Raw genomic sequence first — 16963 nt, forward strand, 5'->3', positions numbered from 1 at the left:
GTCCCGTAATCCGGGACCGCCGCCGTCGTCGTGCCCGAGGGTCGGGCGCTCAGTCGCGGGGCACGTCGCCGCCCGACACCGCGTCGACCACGGTCCGGTCGCCGAGCGGTGCGTCGAGCGTCACCGTCCGGGTCAGTTCCTTGGCGATCATGATGCAGACCTTCTTCCCGGGCTGCTTCGCCTCCGTCACCTTCACGGTCACCCGGTCCGGACTCTCGGTCGCGCTCGCGGTGTACGTGCTGCACGCCCCGCCCCAGAACGTCACCGACAGGGTCCGCCCGTCGGCGCTGTACGACAGCAACTGCCGCTGGGGCTTATCCGCGTCGCCCGGGGGCGTCGGGGACGGCGTGGGAGCGGCCGTCGCCGGTGCGCTCTTCGCCAGGTACGAGGGGGCCACGGCGACCTGTGTCACCGTGGTGCCCCGGCCGCCGGCGGCCGGTTGCACCGAGAAGAGCCAGGACGGTACGAGCGTCTGCTTGCCCGCCACGTACTGCGCCGACAGGCCGAACACCGCCTTGTCGACCGTCGCGGTCGTCGTCGGCCGCTCCGCCCCGGTCCGCGCCCCGCAGTGGGCCTTCGGCGATTTCAGGCCTTCGTCCAGCGGTACGGGGGAGGCACAGCCGCCGATGTCCGCGCGGGCCTCCTTGCGGGCCGCCGGGCCGTTCAGCTGCTCCAGCGCCTTTGCCGCGTCGATCACCGGATAGCTGTCGCCCTTCTCCAGCCCCTTCAACTGGCCGCTGCCGCCGACCACTTGACCGTCCGGACCCACCTGGATCCCGGTCGACCAGCCGTAGGTGGGCAGGCCGTCCACCTTCGGGTCGGCGTTCACCACCCGTACCGCACCCATGAGTTGGCCGGAATCCAGCGTGGCGTCGTGCTGCCCCGCCGCCTTCAGGACCGGTGCCGCGGCGGCCCTGGCGGCGCTCTCGCTCACCGGGGAACCGCTGCCGCCAGGCGCCGGGTTCCCGCCTGAACAGACCGCCTTCTTCTGGCAGTTGTCCGTACCGCCGGAGCCGTACCGGGCGAAGCTCCAGGTGCCCGGAGCCTGCTTGTTCACCCGCAGGACCGGGCCCGAGCCGTCTCCGTCGGACCCCACCTTCCAGTATGTGGCCTCGGCCTGCGGCGCGCCCGCCAGGCCCAGCGCCTTCGCCAGCCGGGCCACCTCGGCCGCCGAGACGCTGCCCACCGACTGCCGCACCGCGGCCGTGCGCGGCCCCTCGGGCAGCGTGCCGGACGCGCGGTAGACCACCCGGCCGCCGCTCGGATCGGGCTCGCCCGGCGCGATGCCCCGTGGGGGCGACTCGGGGGCCGTGGGGGCGCCCGAGTGCTGCCCCAGGGCCAGCGGGGGAGGGGTGCGCCGCCCGCCGTCGTCCGCGCCGCTGCCGGACCTGCCGTCGCCGTCGGCCGCGGTCGCGGCCCAGTACGCGCCACCGCCACCGGCCAGCAGTACGGCTGCCGCCACCGAGGCCACGGCGAGCGGCGAACGCCGCCGGGGGCCGGTCACGTCGTTGTCGGGTCGCTCGGTGCTCACCGGATCGCTCCTTCGCCTGTATGGGCGTCACATGCCGTCGCCCGGCCTGTCGTCCGTCCCCGGACGGGGACAACGGTGGGACGGAGCAGCGGCGCGCACGGTTCCCTCGCGGGGCCTCGGGCGCGATCGGTGCGGGTCTCGGCCGCCTCTCAGTCGCCGTAGTCGGACATGGCGTCGATCAGCCGGGCGGAGGCGGCGGGCACGCTGACCCCGTGAATCCGGGACGGCGCCACCGGAACGGGGGCAGACTTCGGATGGGCCACCCAGTGCGGAGCCATCCGCGCGCAGTCAACGCGCAGCTCGGCCAGGCTGATCTCGGACTCGCCCGTGGCGATGTGGTTCGACATATCCGCACCGTAGGCACTGCGAGCCTCGGGAAGAAAGACCTACTATCGGGTAGTTTTGCCCCCTTCATGGTGGGTCCGGGGAACCGGTAGCGTGAACTGTCACGCCGCCCCGGGAACACAGTCACCCGTTCCCCCCGATCTCCACAGGAGCAGTTTCCCCGTGCGAATCGCAGTCACCGGCTCCATCGCCACCGATCACCTCATGACCTTCCCCGGCCGTTTCGCCGACCAGCTGGTCGCGGATCAGCTGCACACGGTCTCGCTCTCCTTCCTGGTCGACAACCTCGACGTGCGCCGGGGCGGTGTCGCCGCCAACATCTGCTTCGGCATGGGCCTGCTGGGCACGGAGCCGATCCTGGTCGGCGCCGCCGGCTCCGACTTCGACGAGTACCGCGCCTGGCTCGACCGCCACGGCGTCGACACCGGTTCGGTCCGGATCTCCGAGGTCCTGCACACCGCCCGCTTCGTCTGCACGACGGATGCCGACCACAACCAGATCGGTTCCTTCTACACCGGTGCGATGAGCGAGGCCCGGCTCATCGAGCTGAAGGCCGTCGCCGACCGGGTCGGCGGCCTCGACCTGGTCTCGATCGGCGCCGACGACCCCGAGGGGATGCTCCGCCACACGGAGGAGTGCCGCTCCCGGGGCATCCCGTTCGCCGCCGACTTCTCGCAGCAGATCGCCCGGATGGACGGCGACGAGATCCGGATCCTCCTCGACGGGGCCACGTACCTCTTCTCCAACGAGTACGAGAAGGGGCTCATCGAGTCCAAGACCGGCTGGACCGACGAGGAGATCCTGGCCAAGGTCGGCCACCGGGTCACCACCCTCGGCGCCCGCGGCGTCCGCATCGAGCGCGCCGGCCAGGACCCGATCGAGGTCGGCTGCCCGGAGGAGGAGACCAAGGCCGACCCGACCGGCGTCGGCGACGCCTTCCGGGCCGGTTTCCTCTCCGGCCTCGCCTGGGGCGTCGGCCTGGAGCGCGCCGCCCAGGTCGGCTGCATGCTGGCCACCCTGGTCATCGAGACGGTCGGCACCCAGGAGTACACCCTGCGCCGCGCCCACTTCATGGACCGCTTCACCAAGGCGTACGGCCATGACGCCGCCGCCGAGGTGCGCACCCACCTCTCGTAGTCAGGACAGCCGGCGGACCACATAGGCCGAGCCGCGGTCCGCCGGCTCCTCACCCACGTACTCCTGCTCGCGCATCGCGCACCACGCCGGGATGTCCAGCCGCGCCGCCTCGTCGTCGGAGAGCACGGTCACCGTCCCGCCCGGAGGCACGTCCCCGATCACCTTCGCGAGTTCGATCACCGGGATCGGGCAGCGCTTCCCGAGCGCGTCGACCACCAGGGACGTGACCGGGGCGGGGGAGGGGGGCGCCGGAACGGGCGCGCCGAGCCTTTCCCGTACCTCCGCCACCACCCGGGGCAGCACCTCCAGGAAGCGGTCCACGTCCTGGTCGGCGGTGCCGTTCGGCAGTGACACCCGTACGTTCCCCTCCGACAGCACTCCCATGGCCCTGAGCACATGGCTCGGTGTCAGCGTGCTGCTGGTGCAGGACGAACCGGACGATACGGAGAAACCCGCCCGGTCCAGCTCGTGCAGCAGTGTCTCTCCGTCGACATAGAGACAGGAGAAGGTCACCAGATGCGGCAGCCGCCGCACCGGATCGCCGACCACCTCCACATCGGGCACCAGCTCCGGCACCGCGGCCCGGATCCGGTCCACCAGGGCCCGCAGCCGTACGGACTCGGCCGCGGCCTCCGCCCGCACCGCCCGCAGCGACGCGGCCGCCGCGACGATCGCCGGAAGGTTCTCGAACCCCGCCGACCGCCCCGACTCCCGCTCGTCGGCCGGACCTTGAACGGCGAACCGCACCCCCTTGCGCACCGCCAGCAGCCCGACGCCGGACGGCCCGCCCCACTTGTGGGCGCTGCCGGTCAGCAGCGACCAGCCCTCCGGCACCGGCTCCCGGCCCAGCGACTGCGCGGCGTCCACCAGCAGCGGCACCCCGGCCGCCCGGCAGACCTCCGCGACCCCGGCCACCGGCTGCTCGGTGCCGACCTCGTGGTTGGCGGACTGCAGACAGGCCAGCGCGGTGTCCTCGCGCAGCACCGCCCCGTACGCCGCCGCGCTCACCGCCCCCGACCGGTCCACCGGGACCTCGGAGACCGATCCGCCCCCGGCCTCATGGGTGGCGGCTGAATGGAGCACCGACGAGTGTTCGACCGAGGAGACCACCAGATGACGGCCGACACGCCGACGTCCTGCGAGGGCCCCGGAAATTCCCGAGTGAACCGCCAAGGTCCCCGAAGGGGTGAATGTGAGCTCGTCCGGGCGGCACCCGACGGCCTCGGCGGCGGCCTCCCGGGCGGCGTCCAGGAGCAGCCGGGCCCGCCGCCCCTCCCGGTACAGCCGGGCCGGATCGGCCCAGCCCTCGTCCAGGGCGGCAAGCAGCGCCTGGCGTGCGACGGGGTGCAGGGGGGCGGCGGAAGCGGTGTCGAAGTAGGGCACGCGGCCACGCTAGCCCGAGCCGGGCCGGGGCCCGGGGACGGGCCGCCCGCGGGGTCAGGATAGGGGGCGTCAGATGGCGGTCGGAGGCCCGTATTCCACCCCTTCGGGGAGTCGGGCGGCGCGTTGGGCACCCTCCCCGCGCGACCCCAAATAGCGTCCAGTAGGGTTTGGTCCGCATAAACATCCAAACCCCTGCCCGCGTCAGGGCGGCGACCGACCAGAAAGACGGCCGCGCCGACCGCGCGGGCGAGACTCTCGGGAAGGCGCTACGTGAGTCCCAACGGCTCCGACCGCTCGTCGCGGCGCCCGATGCGGCGGAAGCTGCCGCAGGTGCTGACTGCGGGCCTGATCCTGGCGACCGCAACCGGTTGCACATACAAGGACTTCCCCCGCCTTGGTATGCCCACGCCGGTAACAGAAGAGGCACCACGGATCCTTTCCCTCTGGCAGGGCTCGTGGGCGGCAGCGCTCGCCACGGGCGTGCTGGTCTGGGGCCTGATCCTGTGGAGCGTCATCTTCCACCGGCGCAGCCGCACCAAGGTCGAGGTTCCTCCGCAGACCAGGTACAACATGCCCATCGAGGCGCTGTACACCGTGGTCCCTCTGATCATCGTCTCGGTGTTGTTCTACTTCACCGCGCGCGATGAATCGAAGCTCCTCTCGCTCTCCCCGAAGCCGGCCCACACCATCAACGTGGTCGGCTACCAGTGGAGCTGGGGCTTCAACTACATCGAGAACGTGGACGGCTCCGCCGCCACGGGCAACGAGATCCCCAAGGAGCTCGACGCCATCCCCGACCGGTTCCGCAAGGACTTCCCCAAGGGTGCGGAAGGCGTCTACGACTTCGGCGTCCCGGGAACGCGGAACCCGCAGAACGGCAACCCGGGTCCGACCCTGTGGCTGCCGAAGGGCGAGAAGGTCCGCTTCGTACTGACTTCGCGTGACGTCATCCACTCCTTCTGGGTGGTGCCGTTCCTCATGAAGCAGGACGTCATTCCGGGCCACACCAACGCCTTCGAGGTGACTCCGAACCAGGAGGGCACCTTCATGGGCAAGTGCGCCGAGCTCTGCGGCGTCGACCACTCCCGGATGCTCTTCAACGTCAAGGTCGTCTCCCCCGAGCGCTACCAGGCGCACCTGGAGGAGCTGGCGAAGAAGGGCCAGAAGGGCTACGTGCCGGCCGGCATCGAGCAGACTGACCCGGCCAGGAATGCGGAGACGAACAAACTGTGAGCATCCTCAACGAATCTCAGGGTGCCGCGGCAGCAGACGACTCGTACGAGGACGAGCTGCCGGTCCGGCGCAAGCAGCCGGGAAACGTCGTCATCAAGTGGCTGACCACCACTGACCACAAGACGATCGGCACGATGTACCTGGTCACATCGTTCGCGTTCTTCTGCATCGGCGGTCTGATGGCGCTCTTCATGCGCGCCGAACTGGCCCGTCCCGGCACGCAGATCATGTCGAACGAGCAGTTCAACCAGGCGTTCACGATGCACGGCACGATCATGCTGCTGATGTTCGCGACGCCGCTGTTCGCCGGATTCGCGAACTGGATCATGCCGCTGCAGATCGGCGCGCCCGACGTGGCGTTCCCGCGGCTGAACATGTTCGCGTACTGGCTGTACCTCTTCGGCTCGATCATCGCGGTGGCCGGCTTCCTCACCCCGCAGGGTGCGGCGGACTTCGGCTGGTTCGCCTACTCCCCGCTCTCGGACGCGGTCCGGTCGCCGGGTGTCGGCGCCGACATGTGGATCATGGGTCTGGCCTTCTCCGGCTTCGGCACGATCCTCGGTTCGGTCAACTTCATCACCACGATCATCTGCATGCGTGCCCCCGGCATGACGATGTTCCGCATGCCGATCTTCGTCTGGAACGTCCTGCTGACCGGTGTGCTGGTCCTGCTGGCCTTCCCGGTGCTCGCCGCCGCGCTCTTCGCGCTGGAGGCGGACCGTAAATTCGGTGCGCATGTCTTCGACGCGGCCAATGGCGGCGCATTGCTCTGGCAACACCTCTTCTGGTTCTTCGGCCATCCAGAGGTGTACATCATCGCCCTGCCATTCTTCGGAATCATTTCCGAAGTGATTCCGGTGTTCAGCCGGAAGCCGATGTTCGGCTACATCGGCCTGATCAGCGCGACGATCGCCATCGCGGGTCTTTCCGTGACGGTGTGGGCGCACCACATGTACGTGACGGGCGGCGTGCTGTTGCCGTTCTTCTCGTTCATGACATTCCTCATCGCGGTACCGACCGGTGTGAAGTTCTTCAACTGGATCGGCACGATGTGGAAGGGATCGTTGTCCTTCGAGACACCGATGCTCTGGGCCGTCGGCTTCCTGATCACCTTCACCTTCGGTGGTCTGACCGGCGTGATCCTGGCATCGCCCCCGATGGACTTCCACGTCTCGGACTCGTACTTCGTCGTCGCGCACTTCCACTACGTCATCTTCGGCACCGTGGTCTTCGCGATGTTCTCCGGATTCCACTTCTGGTGGCCGAAGTTCACCGGCAAGATGCTGGACGAGCGGCTCGGCAAGATCACGTTCTGGACGCTGTTCGTGGGCTTCCACGGCACGTTCCTGGTGCAGCACTGGCTGGGTGCCGAGGGCATGCCGCGTCGTTACGCGGACTACCTCGCGGCCGACGGCTTCACCGCGCTGAACACGATCTCGACGATCTCCTCGTTCCTGCTCGGCCTGTCGATGCTGCCGTTCTTCTACAACGTGTGGAAGACCGCCAAGTACGGCAAGAAGGTCGAGGTCGACGACCCGTGGGGTTACGGCCGTTCGCTGGAGTGGGCGACCTCCTGCCCGCCGCCGCGGCACAACTTCCTCACCCTGCCGCGGATCCGTTCCGAATCCCCGGCGTTCGACCTGCATCACCCGGAGATCTCGGCGCTCGAACAGCTGGAGCACCACTCCGAGGATGACAAGGCCCTCGCTGGTGGCAAGGAGGCCGGCAAGTGAAGATCCAGGGCAAGATGTTCATCTGGCTGAGCGTCTTCATCCTCGCCATGGCCGTCACGTACGGCGTGTGGTCGAAGGAGCCGGCCGGTACCACCGCGCTCGTCCTGGCCTTCGGGCTGAGTGTCATGATCGGCTTCTACCTGGCCTTCACGGCCCGGCGGGTCGACGCCATGGCGCAGGACAACAAGGAAGCCGATGTGGCGGACGAGGCCGGCGAGGTGGGGTTCTTCTCCCCGCACAGCTGGCAGCCGCTCTCGCTGGCGGTCGGCGGTGCCCTCGCCTTCATGGGAGTCATCTTCGGCTGGTGGCTGCTCTACTTCTCGGCCCCGGTCATCCTGATCGGTCTGTTCGGCTGGGTCTTCGAGTATTACCGCGGTGAGAACCGCACCCAGTGACACAGCGTCGCCGCTCCACCTGACGGGGGGCCCGTACTTCTCCACCGAGAGGAGTACGGGCCCCCCGTTCGCAGTCACACCGCGCGCCGATACGGACGAACCTCCATAACGTGGGTCCATGAACCACACGCCGCGCATCCGCCCCGTAGTGAGCTGCACTCTGCTGGTCGTGTCCCTGGTCGCAGGTGTGACCGCCTGTGGCGGGTCCGGTGGCCACCCGCTCGCGGAGAAGCCGTACGACGCGGCGGACGAGATCACCGCCAACGCGTCGGACGGCGACGAGAAGGTCGACCCCGGCAAGCCGCTGGAGGTCACCGTCAACGGCGACGACGGCCGGATCACGGACGTGTCGGCCGTCGACACGAGCGGCCGCCACCTCGCGGGTGAACTCGGCGCGGACGGGAAGCGGTGGCACTCCACGCTCCCGCTCGCCGCCGGCACCCGGTACACCGTCAGGGTCGGTGTGGAGGACGACGACGGCGCTCCTGGCAGCCGTACGCTCTCTTTCGGGACCACCTCCGCCAAGAAGTTCCTGAAGGTCGCCTTCGGCCCTCAGGCGGGCACCTACGGCGTCGGACAGCCCATCACGGCGGAACTCAGCGCTCCGGTCAAGGACAAGGCCTCCAGGGCCAATGTCGAGCGCGCCCTGCGGGTCCGCTCCACGCCCGCCGTGACCGGCTCCTGGTACTGGGTCGACGACAAGACCCTGCACTACCGCCCCAAGGACTACTGGCCCGCCAGGGCGACCATCGACGTCACCAGCGGCCTGGCCGGCGTCAAGGTCACCGACGCCCTCTACGGAGCCCCCACCAAGCCGCTGAGGCTCACCACGGGCGCCCGCATCGAGGCCGTCACGAACGCCGCGGCGCACTCGATGACGGTCAAGCGCGACGGGAAAGTGATCAACACCATTCCGGTGACGACCGGCAAGCCGGGCTTCTCCACCCGAAACGGCGTCAAGGTCGTGCTGGGCAAGGAATACCGCGTACGTATGCGCGGGGAGACGATCGGCATCGCCGAGGGCTCCTCCGACTCGTACGACCTGCAGGTCTACTACGCGACGCGGGTCACCTGGAGCGGCGAGTACGTGCACGCGGCCCCCTGGTCCACCGGCTCGCAGGGGTACGCGAACGTCAGCCACGGCTGTACCGGCATGAGCACCAGCCAGGCCGAGTGGTTCTACAACACCGTGCGCCCGGGCGACATCGTCACGGTCGTGGGCAGCCAGGGCGAGACGATGACACCGTTCGACAACGGCTACGGGGACTGGAACCTGTCCTGGGCCAAATGGCTGAAGGGCAGCGCCCTGCAGAAGAGCACCACCCCGGACCGTACGGAGACGATCCAGGCGGCGCGACTGCGCCCCGAGGTCTGACCGGACCGGGGTGTGCGCTGCCCCTCGGAGGGACCACGGACGGGGCCGCGGCGGGCCTCAGGCGCCCACGCAGTCCCTGCTGCGCAGCAGGGCGGCCAGGGCGTCCGCGAACTCGACCGGTTCGACCGGCAGGGTCACCGCGGCGTCCGCGCGGCTCCAGGTGGCCAGCCAGGCGTCCTGCGGGCGCCCGATCAGCAGCAGCACCGGCGGGCACCGGAAGATCTCGTCCTTGATCTGCCGGCAGACGCCCATGCCGCCCGCGGGCGCCGTCTCGCCGTCCAGCACACAGACGTCGATGCCGCCGCGGTCCAGCGCCTCCAGCACGGCGGGCATGGTGGCGCATTCGAGGAATTCCACCGGTGGCACGTCAGCCGCGGGCCTGCGCCCGGCTGCCAGCCTCACCTGCTCACGGGTGTTGGCGTCGTCGCTGTAGACCAGGACCGTGGCGGTCGGCTGCATTGTTCCTCCGTGACATCTGTGTCTTCGGGGCTTTCCGGGCATGAACCGATGCGCGGATCGTACTCCGCCCGACGGCCTGTCAGCACCGCCCGGGAGAGCGGATCCATGGGCCGTTCGGGGAGGACACACCCGGCTGACACACCGAACGGCACCCCCCGGGGTGAGGGCGGGATAAGCGACCGACATAATGTCGGTCGTGGCGACAGCAACGACAGTAGAAACCGGGCACGCGCACCCGTCGGTCAATCGACCGAACCTCACCAGCGTCGGAACCATCATCTGGTTGAGTTCCGAGCTGATGTTCTTCGCGGCCCTCTTCGCGATGTACTTCACCCTGCGATCGGTGACGGGACCGGACCACTGGAAGGAAATGGCTTCGGCCCTGAACTTCCCGTTCTCGGCGACGAACACCACGATCCTGGTGCTCTCCTCACTCACCTGCCAGCTCGGCGTCTTCGCCGCGGAGCGGGGCGATGTGAAGAAGCTCCGTGCCTGGTTCGTGATCACTTTCGTGATGGGTGCGATCTTCATCGGAGGCCAGGTCTTCGAGTACACCGAGCTGGTGAAGAAGGACGGCCTCTCGCTGTCCTCCGACCCGTACGGCTCGGTGTTCTACCTGACCACCGGCTTCCACGGTCTGCATGTGACAGGCGGTCTCATCGCCTTCCTGCTCGTTCTGGGCAGGACATACGCAGCCAAGAGGTTCACCCACGAACAGGCGACCGCCGCCATCGTCGTGTCCTATTACTGGCACTTCGTCGATGTCGTGTGGATCGGCCTCTTCGCCACGATCTACATGATCAAGTAACCGGGTTCGAACCCGAACCACATCCAGCATCGACGCAGAAGATCCTGACACCGGGGTAATCCGTGAAAAAGCTCTCCGCACGACGACGCCATCCGTTGGCGGCGGTCGTCGTACTACTCCTCGCGCTGGCGGCCACTGGGGGGCTGTACGCCGCGTTTGCGCCCGCGAGTAAGGCGCAGGCCGACGAAACCGCCCAGTCCCTCGCCATCGATGAGGGCAAGAAGCTGTACTCCGTCGGTTGCGCCAGCTGCCACGGAACCGGCGGTCAGGGCACCACCGACGGGCCGAGCCTGGTCGGCGTGGGCTCCGCCGCCGTTGACTTCCAGGTCGGTACGGGCCGTATGCCGGCGCAGCAGCCCGGCGCCCAGGTGCCGAAGAAGAAGGTCATCTACAGCCAGGCGCAGATCGACCAGCTCGCGGCGTACGTCGCGTCGCTCGGCGCCGGCCCGGTCATCCCGACCAAGAACGAGGTCAACCCTGAGGGTGCGGACATCGCCAAGGGTGGCGACCTGTTCCGTACCAACTGCGCGCAGTGCCACAACTTCACCGGTGAGGGCGGCGCGCTGACGAACGGCAAGTACGCCCCCAGCCTTGAGGGCGTGGACCCGAAGCATGTCTACGAGGCCATGCAGACCGGCCCGCAGAGCATGCCGTCCTTCCCGGACACGACGATGCCCGCGCAGCAGAAGCGGGACATCATCGCGTACATCCAGACCGTGAACAGCGCCCAGGCGGAGAACCCGGGCGGGCTGAAGCTGGGCGGCCTGGGGCCGGTCAGTGAGGGTCTGTTCGCCTGGATCTTCGGGCTCGGCGCACTGATCGCAGTTGCCATTTGGGTCGCGGCCCACACCGCTAAGGCCAAGAAGTCATGAGTAGCCAAGAGATTCCAGACGAGAACCTGCCCGCTGAGCAGGACCCCGCGCACGACGCGGTGAAGGTCGCGGACGACCCGTTCGCCGACCCGGGGCTGCCGGCCCACAAGCCGCGCATCCAGGACATCGACGAACGGGCCGCGAAGCGCTCCGAGCGCGCCGTCGCGTTCATGTTCACGCTGTCCATGCTGGCGACGATCGGCTTCATCGCCTCGTACGTCATCTTCCCGGTCGACAAGATCGTGTACATCTGGCCCTTCGGCCATGTGAGCGCGCTCAACTTCTCCCTGGGTCTGACCCTGGGCGTGGCACTCTTCGCGATCGGCGCCGGTGCCGTCCACTGGGCGCGCACGCTGATGTCCGACGTGGAGGTCGCCGACGACCGGCACGCCATCGAGGCGGAGCCCGAGGTCAAGGCGAAGGTCATGGCGGACTTCGCGGCCGGTGCCGAGGAGTCCGGCTTCGGACGGCGCAAGCTGATCCGCAACACCATGTTCGGCGCGCTGGCCCTGGTGCCCCTCTCCGGTGTGGTGCTGCTGCGCGACCTCGGTCCGCTGCCGGAGAAGAAGCTCCGCAACACCCTGTGGGCCAAGGGCAAGCAGCTCATCAACATGAACACGATGGAGCCGCTGCGTCCCGAGGACGTCGCCGTCGGTTCGCTGACCTTCGCCATGCCCGAGGGGCTGACGGAGGAGGCGGAGGACTTCCAGAACCAGATCGCCAAGGCCGCGCTGATGATCATCCGCATCGAGCCGGACAACATCAAGGACAAGCGCGAGCGCGAGTGGGCCCACGAGGGAATCGTGGCCTTCTCCAAGATCTGCACCCACGTCGGCTGCCCGATCAGCCTGTACGAGCAGCAGACGCACCACGTGCTCTGCCCGTGCCACCAGTCCACCTTCGACCTCTCCGACGGCGCCCGCGTCATCTTCGGTCCGGCCGGTCACGCCCTCCCGCAGCTGCGGATCGGCGTGAACAGCGAGGGCAACCTCGAGGCGCTCGGTGACTTCGAAGAGCCCGTCGGTCCTGCATTCTGGGAGCGCGGATGAGTACTGCGACCACGAACACGCCCGGTGCCGCCGCACCGGGCAATCGCAAGGCGCCCGCCGGTGAGCGGGTGGCCGACTGGGCGGACGGCCGGCTCGGGATCTACTCCCTGGCCAAGGCCAACATGCGCAAGATCTTCCCGGACCACTGGTCCTTCATGCTCGGTGAGATCGCCCTCTACAGCTTCATCATCATCATCCTCACGGGTGTGTATCTGACGCTGTTCTTCCACCCGAGCATGAACGAGGTCGTGTACCACGGCTCGTACGAGCCGATGCAGGGCATCAAGATGTCGCAGGCATACGCCTCGACACTGGACATCAGCTTCGACGTCCGCGGTGGTCTGCTGGTTCGCCAGATCCACCACTGGGCCGCGCTGATCTTCCTGGCCGGCATGTTCGTGCACATGATGCGCGTCTTCTTCACGGGCGCGTTCCGCAAGCCGCGTGAGATCAACTGGCTGTTCGGCTTCCTGCTGTTCGTGCTGGGCATGTTCACCGGCTTCACCGGCTACTCGCTCCCGGACGACCTGCTGTCCGGTACGGGTGTCCGGTTCACCCAGGGCGCGATCCTGTCGACGCCGATCGTCGGCACGTACATCTCGATGTTCCTGTTCGGCGGAGAGTTCCCCGGTCACGACTTCGTCGCCCGGTTCTACTCGATCCACATCCTGCTGCTGCCGGGCATCATGCTCGGCCTGCTGGTGGCGCACCTGATCCTGGTCTTCTACCACAAGCACACGCAGTTCGCGGGCCCCGGCCGCACCAACAAGAACGTCGTCGGCATGCCGCTGCTGCCGGTGTACATGGCGAAGGCCGGTGGCTTCTTCTTCCTGGTCTTCGGCATCATCGCCATCATCGCGGCGATCGCCACGATCAACCCGATCTGGAACATCGGTCCGTACCGTCCGGACCAGGTGTCCACCGGCGCCCAGCCCGACTGGTACATGGGCTTCGCCGAGGGTCTGATCCGAGTGATGCCTGGCTGGGAGATCAACCTCTGGGGTCACACGCTCGTCCTGGGTGTGTTCATCCCGCTGATGGCCTTCGGACTGGTACTCGCGATCATCGCGGTCTACCCGTTCGTCGAGTCCTGGGTCACCGGGGACAAGCGCGAGCACCACATCCTGGACCGCCCGCGCAACGCCCCGACCCGGACGGCCTTCGGTGTCGCCTGGATCACCGAGTACGTCATCGTCTTCATCGGCGGTGGCAACGACCTGTGGGCCACGCACTTCCACCTGTCGCTGAACGCCATCTCCTGGTTCGTACGGATCTTCATCTTCGTCGGCCCGGTCCTCGCGTTCATCGCCACCCGGCGGATCTGCCTCGGCCTCCAGCGCCGCGACAAGGAGAAGGTGCTGCACGGACGCGAGTCCGGCATCATCAAGCGCCTGCCGCACGGTGAGTTCGTCGAGATCCACGAGCCGCTCGGCCCCGAGCAGCTGCACACGCTCACCGCGCACGAGCAGTACAAGCCGGTCGAGATCGGCCCGACGGTCGACGAGAACGGTGTCGAGCGCAAGGTGTCGGCCCTGCAGAAGCTGCGGGCCCGGCTCAGCAAGGGCTACTTCGGCGAGGACAACCAGATCGCCAAGCCCACCGTCGAGGAGTACAAGGAGATCACCAGCGGCCACGGTCACCACTGATCGCCTGAACTGATCGCCACAGCAGGAGCCCCGTCCATTCGATGGACGGGGCTCTTTGCCGTCCCCGGGGCTGGATAGGGTGGAGGTATCCCTTTTACCGGCTGTGGACCCCAGGAGCGGACCATGAACGTTGTGACCCCGATCGGCGGCGACAGCGTGGCGGACCGTACCTGGCCCGGCGTGCTGAACCCCCTGCTGCGCGGCGAGAACCTCACCGCCGACGACACCGCGTGGGCGATGGACCGCATCATGCGCGGTGAGGCGAGCGATGTGCAGATCGCCGGATTCGCGGTCGCCCTGCGCGCCAAGGGCGAGACGATCGACGAGGTCTCCGGCCTGGTGCGGGCGATGTACGAGCATGCCAACACCATCCACGTACCCGGCCGTACGGTCGACATCGTCGGCACCGGCGGCGACCTCGCCAAGACGGTGAACATCTCCACCATGTCGGCGGTCGTCATCGCCGGCACCGGCGCCAAGGTCGTCAAGCACGGCAACCGCGCCTCCTCGTCCGCGAGCGGTTCCTCCGATGTGCTGGAGAAGCTCGGCGTCAATCTGGACCTCAGCGCCCAGCGGGTCGTCGAGGTGGCCGAGGAGGCGGGCATCACCTTCTGCTTCGCGGTGAAGTTCCACCCCGCCCTGCGATACGTGGCCAGGGCCCGCAAGGAGCTCGGCACGCCGACCACGTTCAACATCCTCGGACCGCTCACCAACCCGGCCCAGGTGCGTTCCCAGGCCGTCGGTGTCGCCGACCTGAGGATGGCGCCCATCGTCGCCGGCGTCCTTGCCGAGCGCGGCAATTCGGCGCTGGTCTTCCGCGGCGACGACGGCCTGGACGAGCTGACCACGACCGCGACCTCGCGGGTCTGGGTGGTCCGGGACGGAGCGGTGCGCGAGGAGACCTTCGACCCGCGCGACGTCGGCCTGGAGCTGGTGCCCGTGGAGGCCCTGCGCGGCGCGGACGCCTCGTACAACGCCGATGTGGCCCGGCGGGTGCTGGCCGGCGAGCGGGGGCCCGCGCGGGACGCCGTGCTGCTCAACTCGGCGGCGGCGCTGACGGCTCTCGACCCGACGGACGGCACGCTGAACGAACAGCTCGCGGCCGGGATCGCGAAGGCCGCCGAGTCCATCGACTCCGGTGCGGCGGCGCGGGCGCTGGAGCGCTGGGTGGCGGCCAGCAACGCCTGAAACAGGCGCAGATGTGGCGCAGGGCGCAGTCCGGATCCTGGACTGCGCCTTGCGCGTCTTCGTACGTATGGCAAGATGCTGGGCAGGTCATGAGTGACAGCGACTACGGCCCCGGCCCGCTGTCCGGCAACCCTCCGTCCGTGGCGGGGTGCCCCGGGTGAAGACCAGGCCGTAGGCAGCGAGGTCTGCGGCAAGCGCGGGCCCCTCGGCATCTGTGAATGCCAACCCCCGGGGTCCTGGTCCCTAGGGAGCCTCTTGTGAGCACGCGAATGCGATAGGGCCGTCGGCCCTCCTCCGCACACCCCTCTTCATCTCTTTCCGCTGCGCTGCCGCGTATCCGCCGGCGCATGCGATTCGCCTGCCTCTTACGGGAGTTCGCCATGTCTGTCTTCACCGCTGCCGCCGACCAGTCGCTTTGTGCCCCTCTGCCGGTTCTGGGGAAGGATGTGACGGTTCCACTGGTCACGGGCGGTGAGGTCACGTACGCCGCGCTCGACTACGCCGCCAGCGCCCCCGCCCTCCAGCGGGTCTGGGACGACGTCGCCGCGTACGCCCCGTACTACGGCAGCGTCCACCGCGGGGCCGGTTACCTCTCGCAGCTCTCCACGGACCTCTTCGAGAACAGCCGCGCCACCGTCGCGGAGTTCCTCGGCTGCCGCGCCGGCGACCAGGTGATCTTCACCCGCTCGACCACCGACTCGCTGAACCTGCTGGCCGCGGTGGTCCCGGCCGACTGCCAGGTCTTCGTCTACGAGACCGAGCACCACGCCTCGCTGCTGCCGTGGCGCGACGCCCGGGTGACCTACCTCAACGCCCCGCGCACCCCGGCCCAAGCCGTCGAGACGCTGGAGCGGGCGCTCGCGGAGCGCGACCCCTACGGCCCCGCGCTGGTCTGTGTCACCGGCGCCTCCAACGTCACCGGCGAGCTGTGGCCCGTGAAGGAGCTGGCCGCCGCCGCGCACGCGCACGGCGCCCGGATCGTGCTGGACGCCGCCCAGCTCGCCCCGCACCACCCCGTCGACATCGCCGAGCTGGACGTGGACTGGGTCGCCTTCTCCGGACACAAGCTGTACGCGCCCTTCGGCTCGGGCGTCCTGGCCGGCCGGGCCGACTGGCTCCAGGAGGCCGAGCCCTACCTCGCGGGCGGCGGCGCCTCGCGCAAGGTGGCCCGTCGCACCGACGGCGGGGTGGACGTCGAGTGGCACTCCACCGCCGCCCGCCACGAGGCCGGTTCCCCCAACGTCATCGGCGTGTACTCCATCGCCGCCGCCTGCAAGGCGCTCACCGAGGCGGGCTTCGACAACCTGGTCGCCCGGGAGCAGCACCTCGTCACCGCGGTGCGCGCCGGCCTGGCCGAGGTCCCCGAGGTCAAGGTGCTCTCGCTCTTCGGCGACGACGCCCCGAGGGTCGGCGTCATCTCCTTCGTGGTGGAGGGCTGGAACAGCTCGCACTTCGCCGCCGCGCTCTCCGCCGAATACGGCATCGGCGTGCGCGACGGACTGTTCTGCGCCCACCCGCTGGTCCGCACCCTGCTGGGCAGCGACCCGCAGGAGGTCGGCGAGTGCGGTGCGCCGGAGGCCGAGCCGGGCGAGCGCTCGCTCAACGCGATCCGGGTGAGCTTCGGCGCCGGTACGCCGGACGAGCACATCGAGCGGTTCGTCCGCGCGGTCAAGGAGCTGGTGAGCAAGGGCGCCCAGTGGAAGTACCGCACCGAGGACGGCCGCTGCGTCCCGGACCGGGGTGCGGCACAGCTCTGAGGCTGTCGGAAGGCACGCAGCACTTCGGCGGGGGACGGGCAGCCTGTGGGCC

15 protein-coding genes and 1 riboswitch are annotated in these 16963 nt (G+C 68.8%); of the genes, 11 read left to right on the forward strand and 4 right to left on the reverse strand.

Translation table 11 applies throughout. The annotated features are described in order from the left end of the window. Window positions 1–49 precede the first annotated feature (49 nt). On the reverse strand, window positions 50–1531 hold the full coding sequence (locus tag ACFVH0_RS39595; RefSeq protein ID WP_385828282.1) for a hypothetical protein: 1482 nt from the start codon (window positions 1529–1531) through the stop codon (window positions 50–52). Window positions 1532–1680: 149 nt separating this feature from the next. Then, the gene (locus ACFVH0_RS39600; protein ID WP_385828283.1) at window positions 1681–1878 is read right to left on the reverse strand and encodes a hypothetical protein; all 198 of its coding nucleotides are present in this window, start codon (window positions 1876–1878) and stop codon (window positions 1681–1683) included. 160 nt (window positions 1879–2038) lie between these two features. Here ACFVH0_RS39600 and ACFVH0_RS39605 point away from each other — a divergent pair, with 160 nt between their 5' ends. Next, a complete protein-coding gene (locus ACFVH0_RS39605; protein WP_266494502.1) occupies window positions 2039–3013 on the forward strand; it encodes a carbohydrate kinase family protein in 975 nt (324 codons plus the stop codon). Here ACFVH0_RS39605 and ACFVH0_RS39610 read toward each other — a convergent pair whose 3' ends face one another. Continuing rightward, on the reverse strand, window positions 3014–4396 hold the full coding sequence (locus tag ACFVH0_RS39610) for a cysteine desulfurase/sulfurtransferase TusA family protein (RefSeq protein ID WP_385828284.1): 1383 nt from the start codon (window positions 4394–4396) through the stop codon (window positions 3014–3016). Between the two features lie 270 nt (window positions 4397–4666). On the opposite strand from ACFVH0_RS39610, the gene coxB reads away from it, so the two are divergent. The 4 genes from coxB (at window position 4667) to ACFVH0_RS39630 (ending at window position 9132) form a co-directional block, all read left to right on the forward strand. Continuing rightward, entirely contained in the window at window positions 4667–5629 is a 963-nt protein-coding gene (coxB, locus tag ACFVH0_RS39615) for a cytochrome c oxidase subunit II (protein WP_385828285.1), read from the forward strand. Continuing rightward, the gene (gene ctaD, locus ACFVH0_RS39620; RefSeq protein ID WP_385828286.1) at window positions 5626–7362 is read left to right on the forward strand and encodes a cytochrome c oxidase subunit I; all 1737 of its coding nucleotides are present in this window, start codon (window positions 5626–5628) and stop codon (window positions 7360–7362) included. Before coxB ends, ctaD begins: the two co-directional genes overlap by 4 nt. After that, complete coding sequence (locus ACFVH0_RS39625) at window positions 7359–7757, forward strand: cytochrome c oxidase subunit 4 (RefSeq protein ID WP_124718114.1); 399 nt, start codon at window positions 7359–7361, stop codon at window positions 7755–7757. The genes ctaD and ACFVH0_RS39625 overlap by 4 nt, the downstream gene beginning before the upstream one ends. Before the next feature lie 118 nt (window positions 7758–7875). Next, window positions 7876–9132 (forward strand): Ig-like domain-containing protein, encoded by a 1257-nt coding sequence (locus ACFVH0_RS39630; protein ID WP_385828287.1) that lies wholly within the window; start codon window positions 7876–7878, stop codon window positions 9130–9132. A 57-nt stretch (window positions 9133–9189) separates the two neighbouring features. Here the strand turns inward: ACFVH0_RS39630 and ACFVH0_RS39635 are convergent, their stop codons facing one another. Further along, window positions 9190–9591, reverse strand: a complete 402-nt coding sequence (locus ACFVH0_RS39635; protein ID WP_317863505.1) for a hypothetical protein — start codon at window positions 9589–9591, stop codon at window positions 9190–9192. A 187-nt stretch (window positions 9592–9778) separates the two neighbouring features. Here ACFVH0_RS39635 and ACFVH0_RS39640 point away from each other — a divergent pair, with 187 nt between their 5' ends. From ACFVH0_RS39640 to ACFVH0_RS39665, 6 genes are all read left to right on the forward strand, one after another. Then, the gene (locus tag ACFVH0_RS39640) at window positions 9779–10399 is read left to right on the forward strand and encodes a heme-copper oxidase subunit III (protein ID WP_093543808.1); all 621 of its coding nucleotides are present in this window, start codon (window positions 9779–9781) and stop codon (window positions 10397–10399) included. Between the two features lie 62 nt (window positions 10400–10461). Next, window positions 10462–11271: a c-type cytochrome gene (locus ACFVH0_RS39645; RefSeq protein WP_385828288.1), complete on the forward strand. Its 810-nt coding sequence runs from the start codon at window positions 10462–10464 to the stop codon at window positions 11269–11271. Then, a complete protein-coding gene (locus tag ACFVH0_RS39650) occupies window positions 11268–12320 on the forward strand; it encodes a Rieske 2Fe-2S domain-containing protein (RefSeq protein WP_385828289.1) in 1053 nt (350 codons plus the stop codon). The genes ACFVH0_RS39645 and ACFVH0_RS39650 overlap by 4 nt, the downstream gene beginning before the upstream one ends. Then, entirely contained in the window at window positions 12317–13966 is a 1650-nt protein-coding gene (locus ACFVH0_RS39655) for a cytochrome bc complex cytochrome b subunit (RefSeq protein WP_385828290.1), read from the forward strand. Before ACFVH0_RS39650 ends, ACFVH0_RS39655 begins: the two co-directional genes overlap by 4 nt. A gap of 123 nt (window positions 13967–14089) precedes the next feature. Continuing rightward, window positions 14090–15154, forward strand: coding sequence for an anthranilate phosphoribosyltransferase (gene trpD, locus ACFVH0_RS39660; RefSeq protein ID WP_385828291.1), 1065 nt, complete (start codon window positions 14090–14092; stop codon window positions 15152–15154). Window positions 15155–15239: 85 nt separating this feature from the next. After that, window positions 15240–15357: riboswitch (SAM riboswitch) on the forward strand. A gap of 177 nt (window positions 15358–15534) precedes the next feature. Then, window positions 15535–16911: an aminotransferase class V-fold PLP-dependent enzyme gene (locus ACFVH0_RS39665; RefSeq protein ID WP_385828292.1), complete on the forward strand. Its 1377-nt coding sequence runs from the start codon at window positions 15535–15537 to the stop codon at window positions 16909–16911. The last annotated feature ends 52 nt before the right edge of the window (window positions 16912–16963 follow it).

The sequence above is a fragment of the Streptomyces sp. NPDC127117 genome, assembly GCF_042677325.1.
GTDB lineage: Bacteria > Actinomycetota > Actinomycetes > Streptomycetales > Streptomycetaceae > Streptomyces.

Excerpts from the sequence above, each read along its gene's own strand:
- ACFVH0_RS39600 (WP_385828283.1), bottom strand. The coding sequence starts at position 1,878 with ATGTCGAACCACATCGCCACGGGCGAGTCCGAGATCAGCCTGGCCGAG.
- ACFVH0_RS39630 (WP_385828287.1), top strand. The coding sequence starts at position 7,876 with ATGAACCACACGCCGCGCATCCGCCCCGTAGTGAGCTGCACTCTGCTG.
- ACFVH0_RS39635 (WP_317863505.1), bottom strand. The coding sequence starts at position 9,591 with ATGCAGCCGACCGCCACGGTCCTGGTCTACAGCGACGACGCCAACACC.
- ACFVH0_RS39640 (WP_093543808.1), top strand. The coding sequence starts at position 9,779 with ATGTCGGTCGTGGCGACAGCAACGACAGTAGAAACCGGGCACGCGCAC.
- ACFVH0_RS39650 (WP_385828289.1), top strand. The coding sequence starts at position 11,268 with ATGAGTAGCCAAGAGATTCCAGACGAGAACCTGCCCGCTGAGCAGGAC.
- ACFVH0_RS39655 (WP_385828290.1), top strand. The coding sequence starts at position 12,317 with ATGAGTACTGCGACCACGAACACGCCCGGTGCCGCCGCACCGGGCAAT.
- trpD (WP_385828291.1), top strand. The coding sequence starts at position 14,090 with ATGAACGTTGTGACCCCGATCGGCGGCGACAGCGTGGCGGACCGTACC.
- ACFVH0_RS39665 (WP_385828292.1), top strand. The coding sequence starts at position 15,535 with ATGTCTGTCTTCACCGCTGCCGCCGACCAGTCGCTTTGTGCCCCTCTG.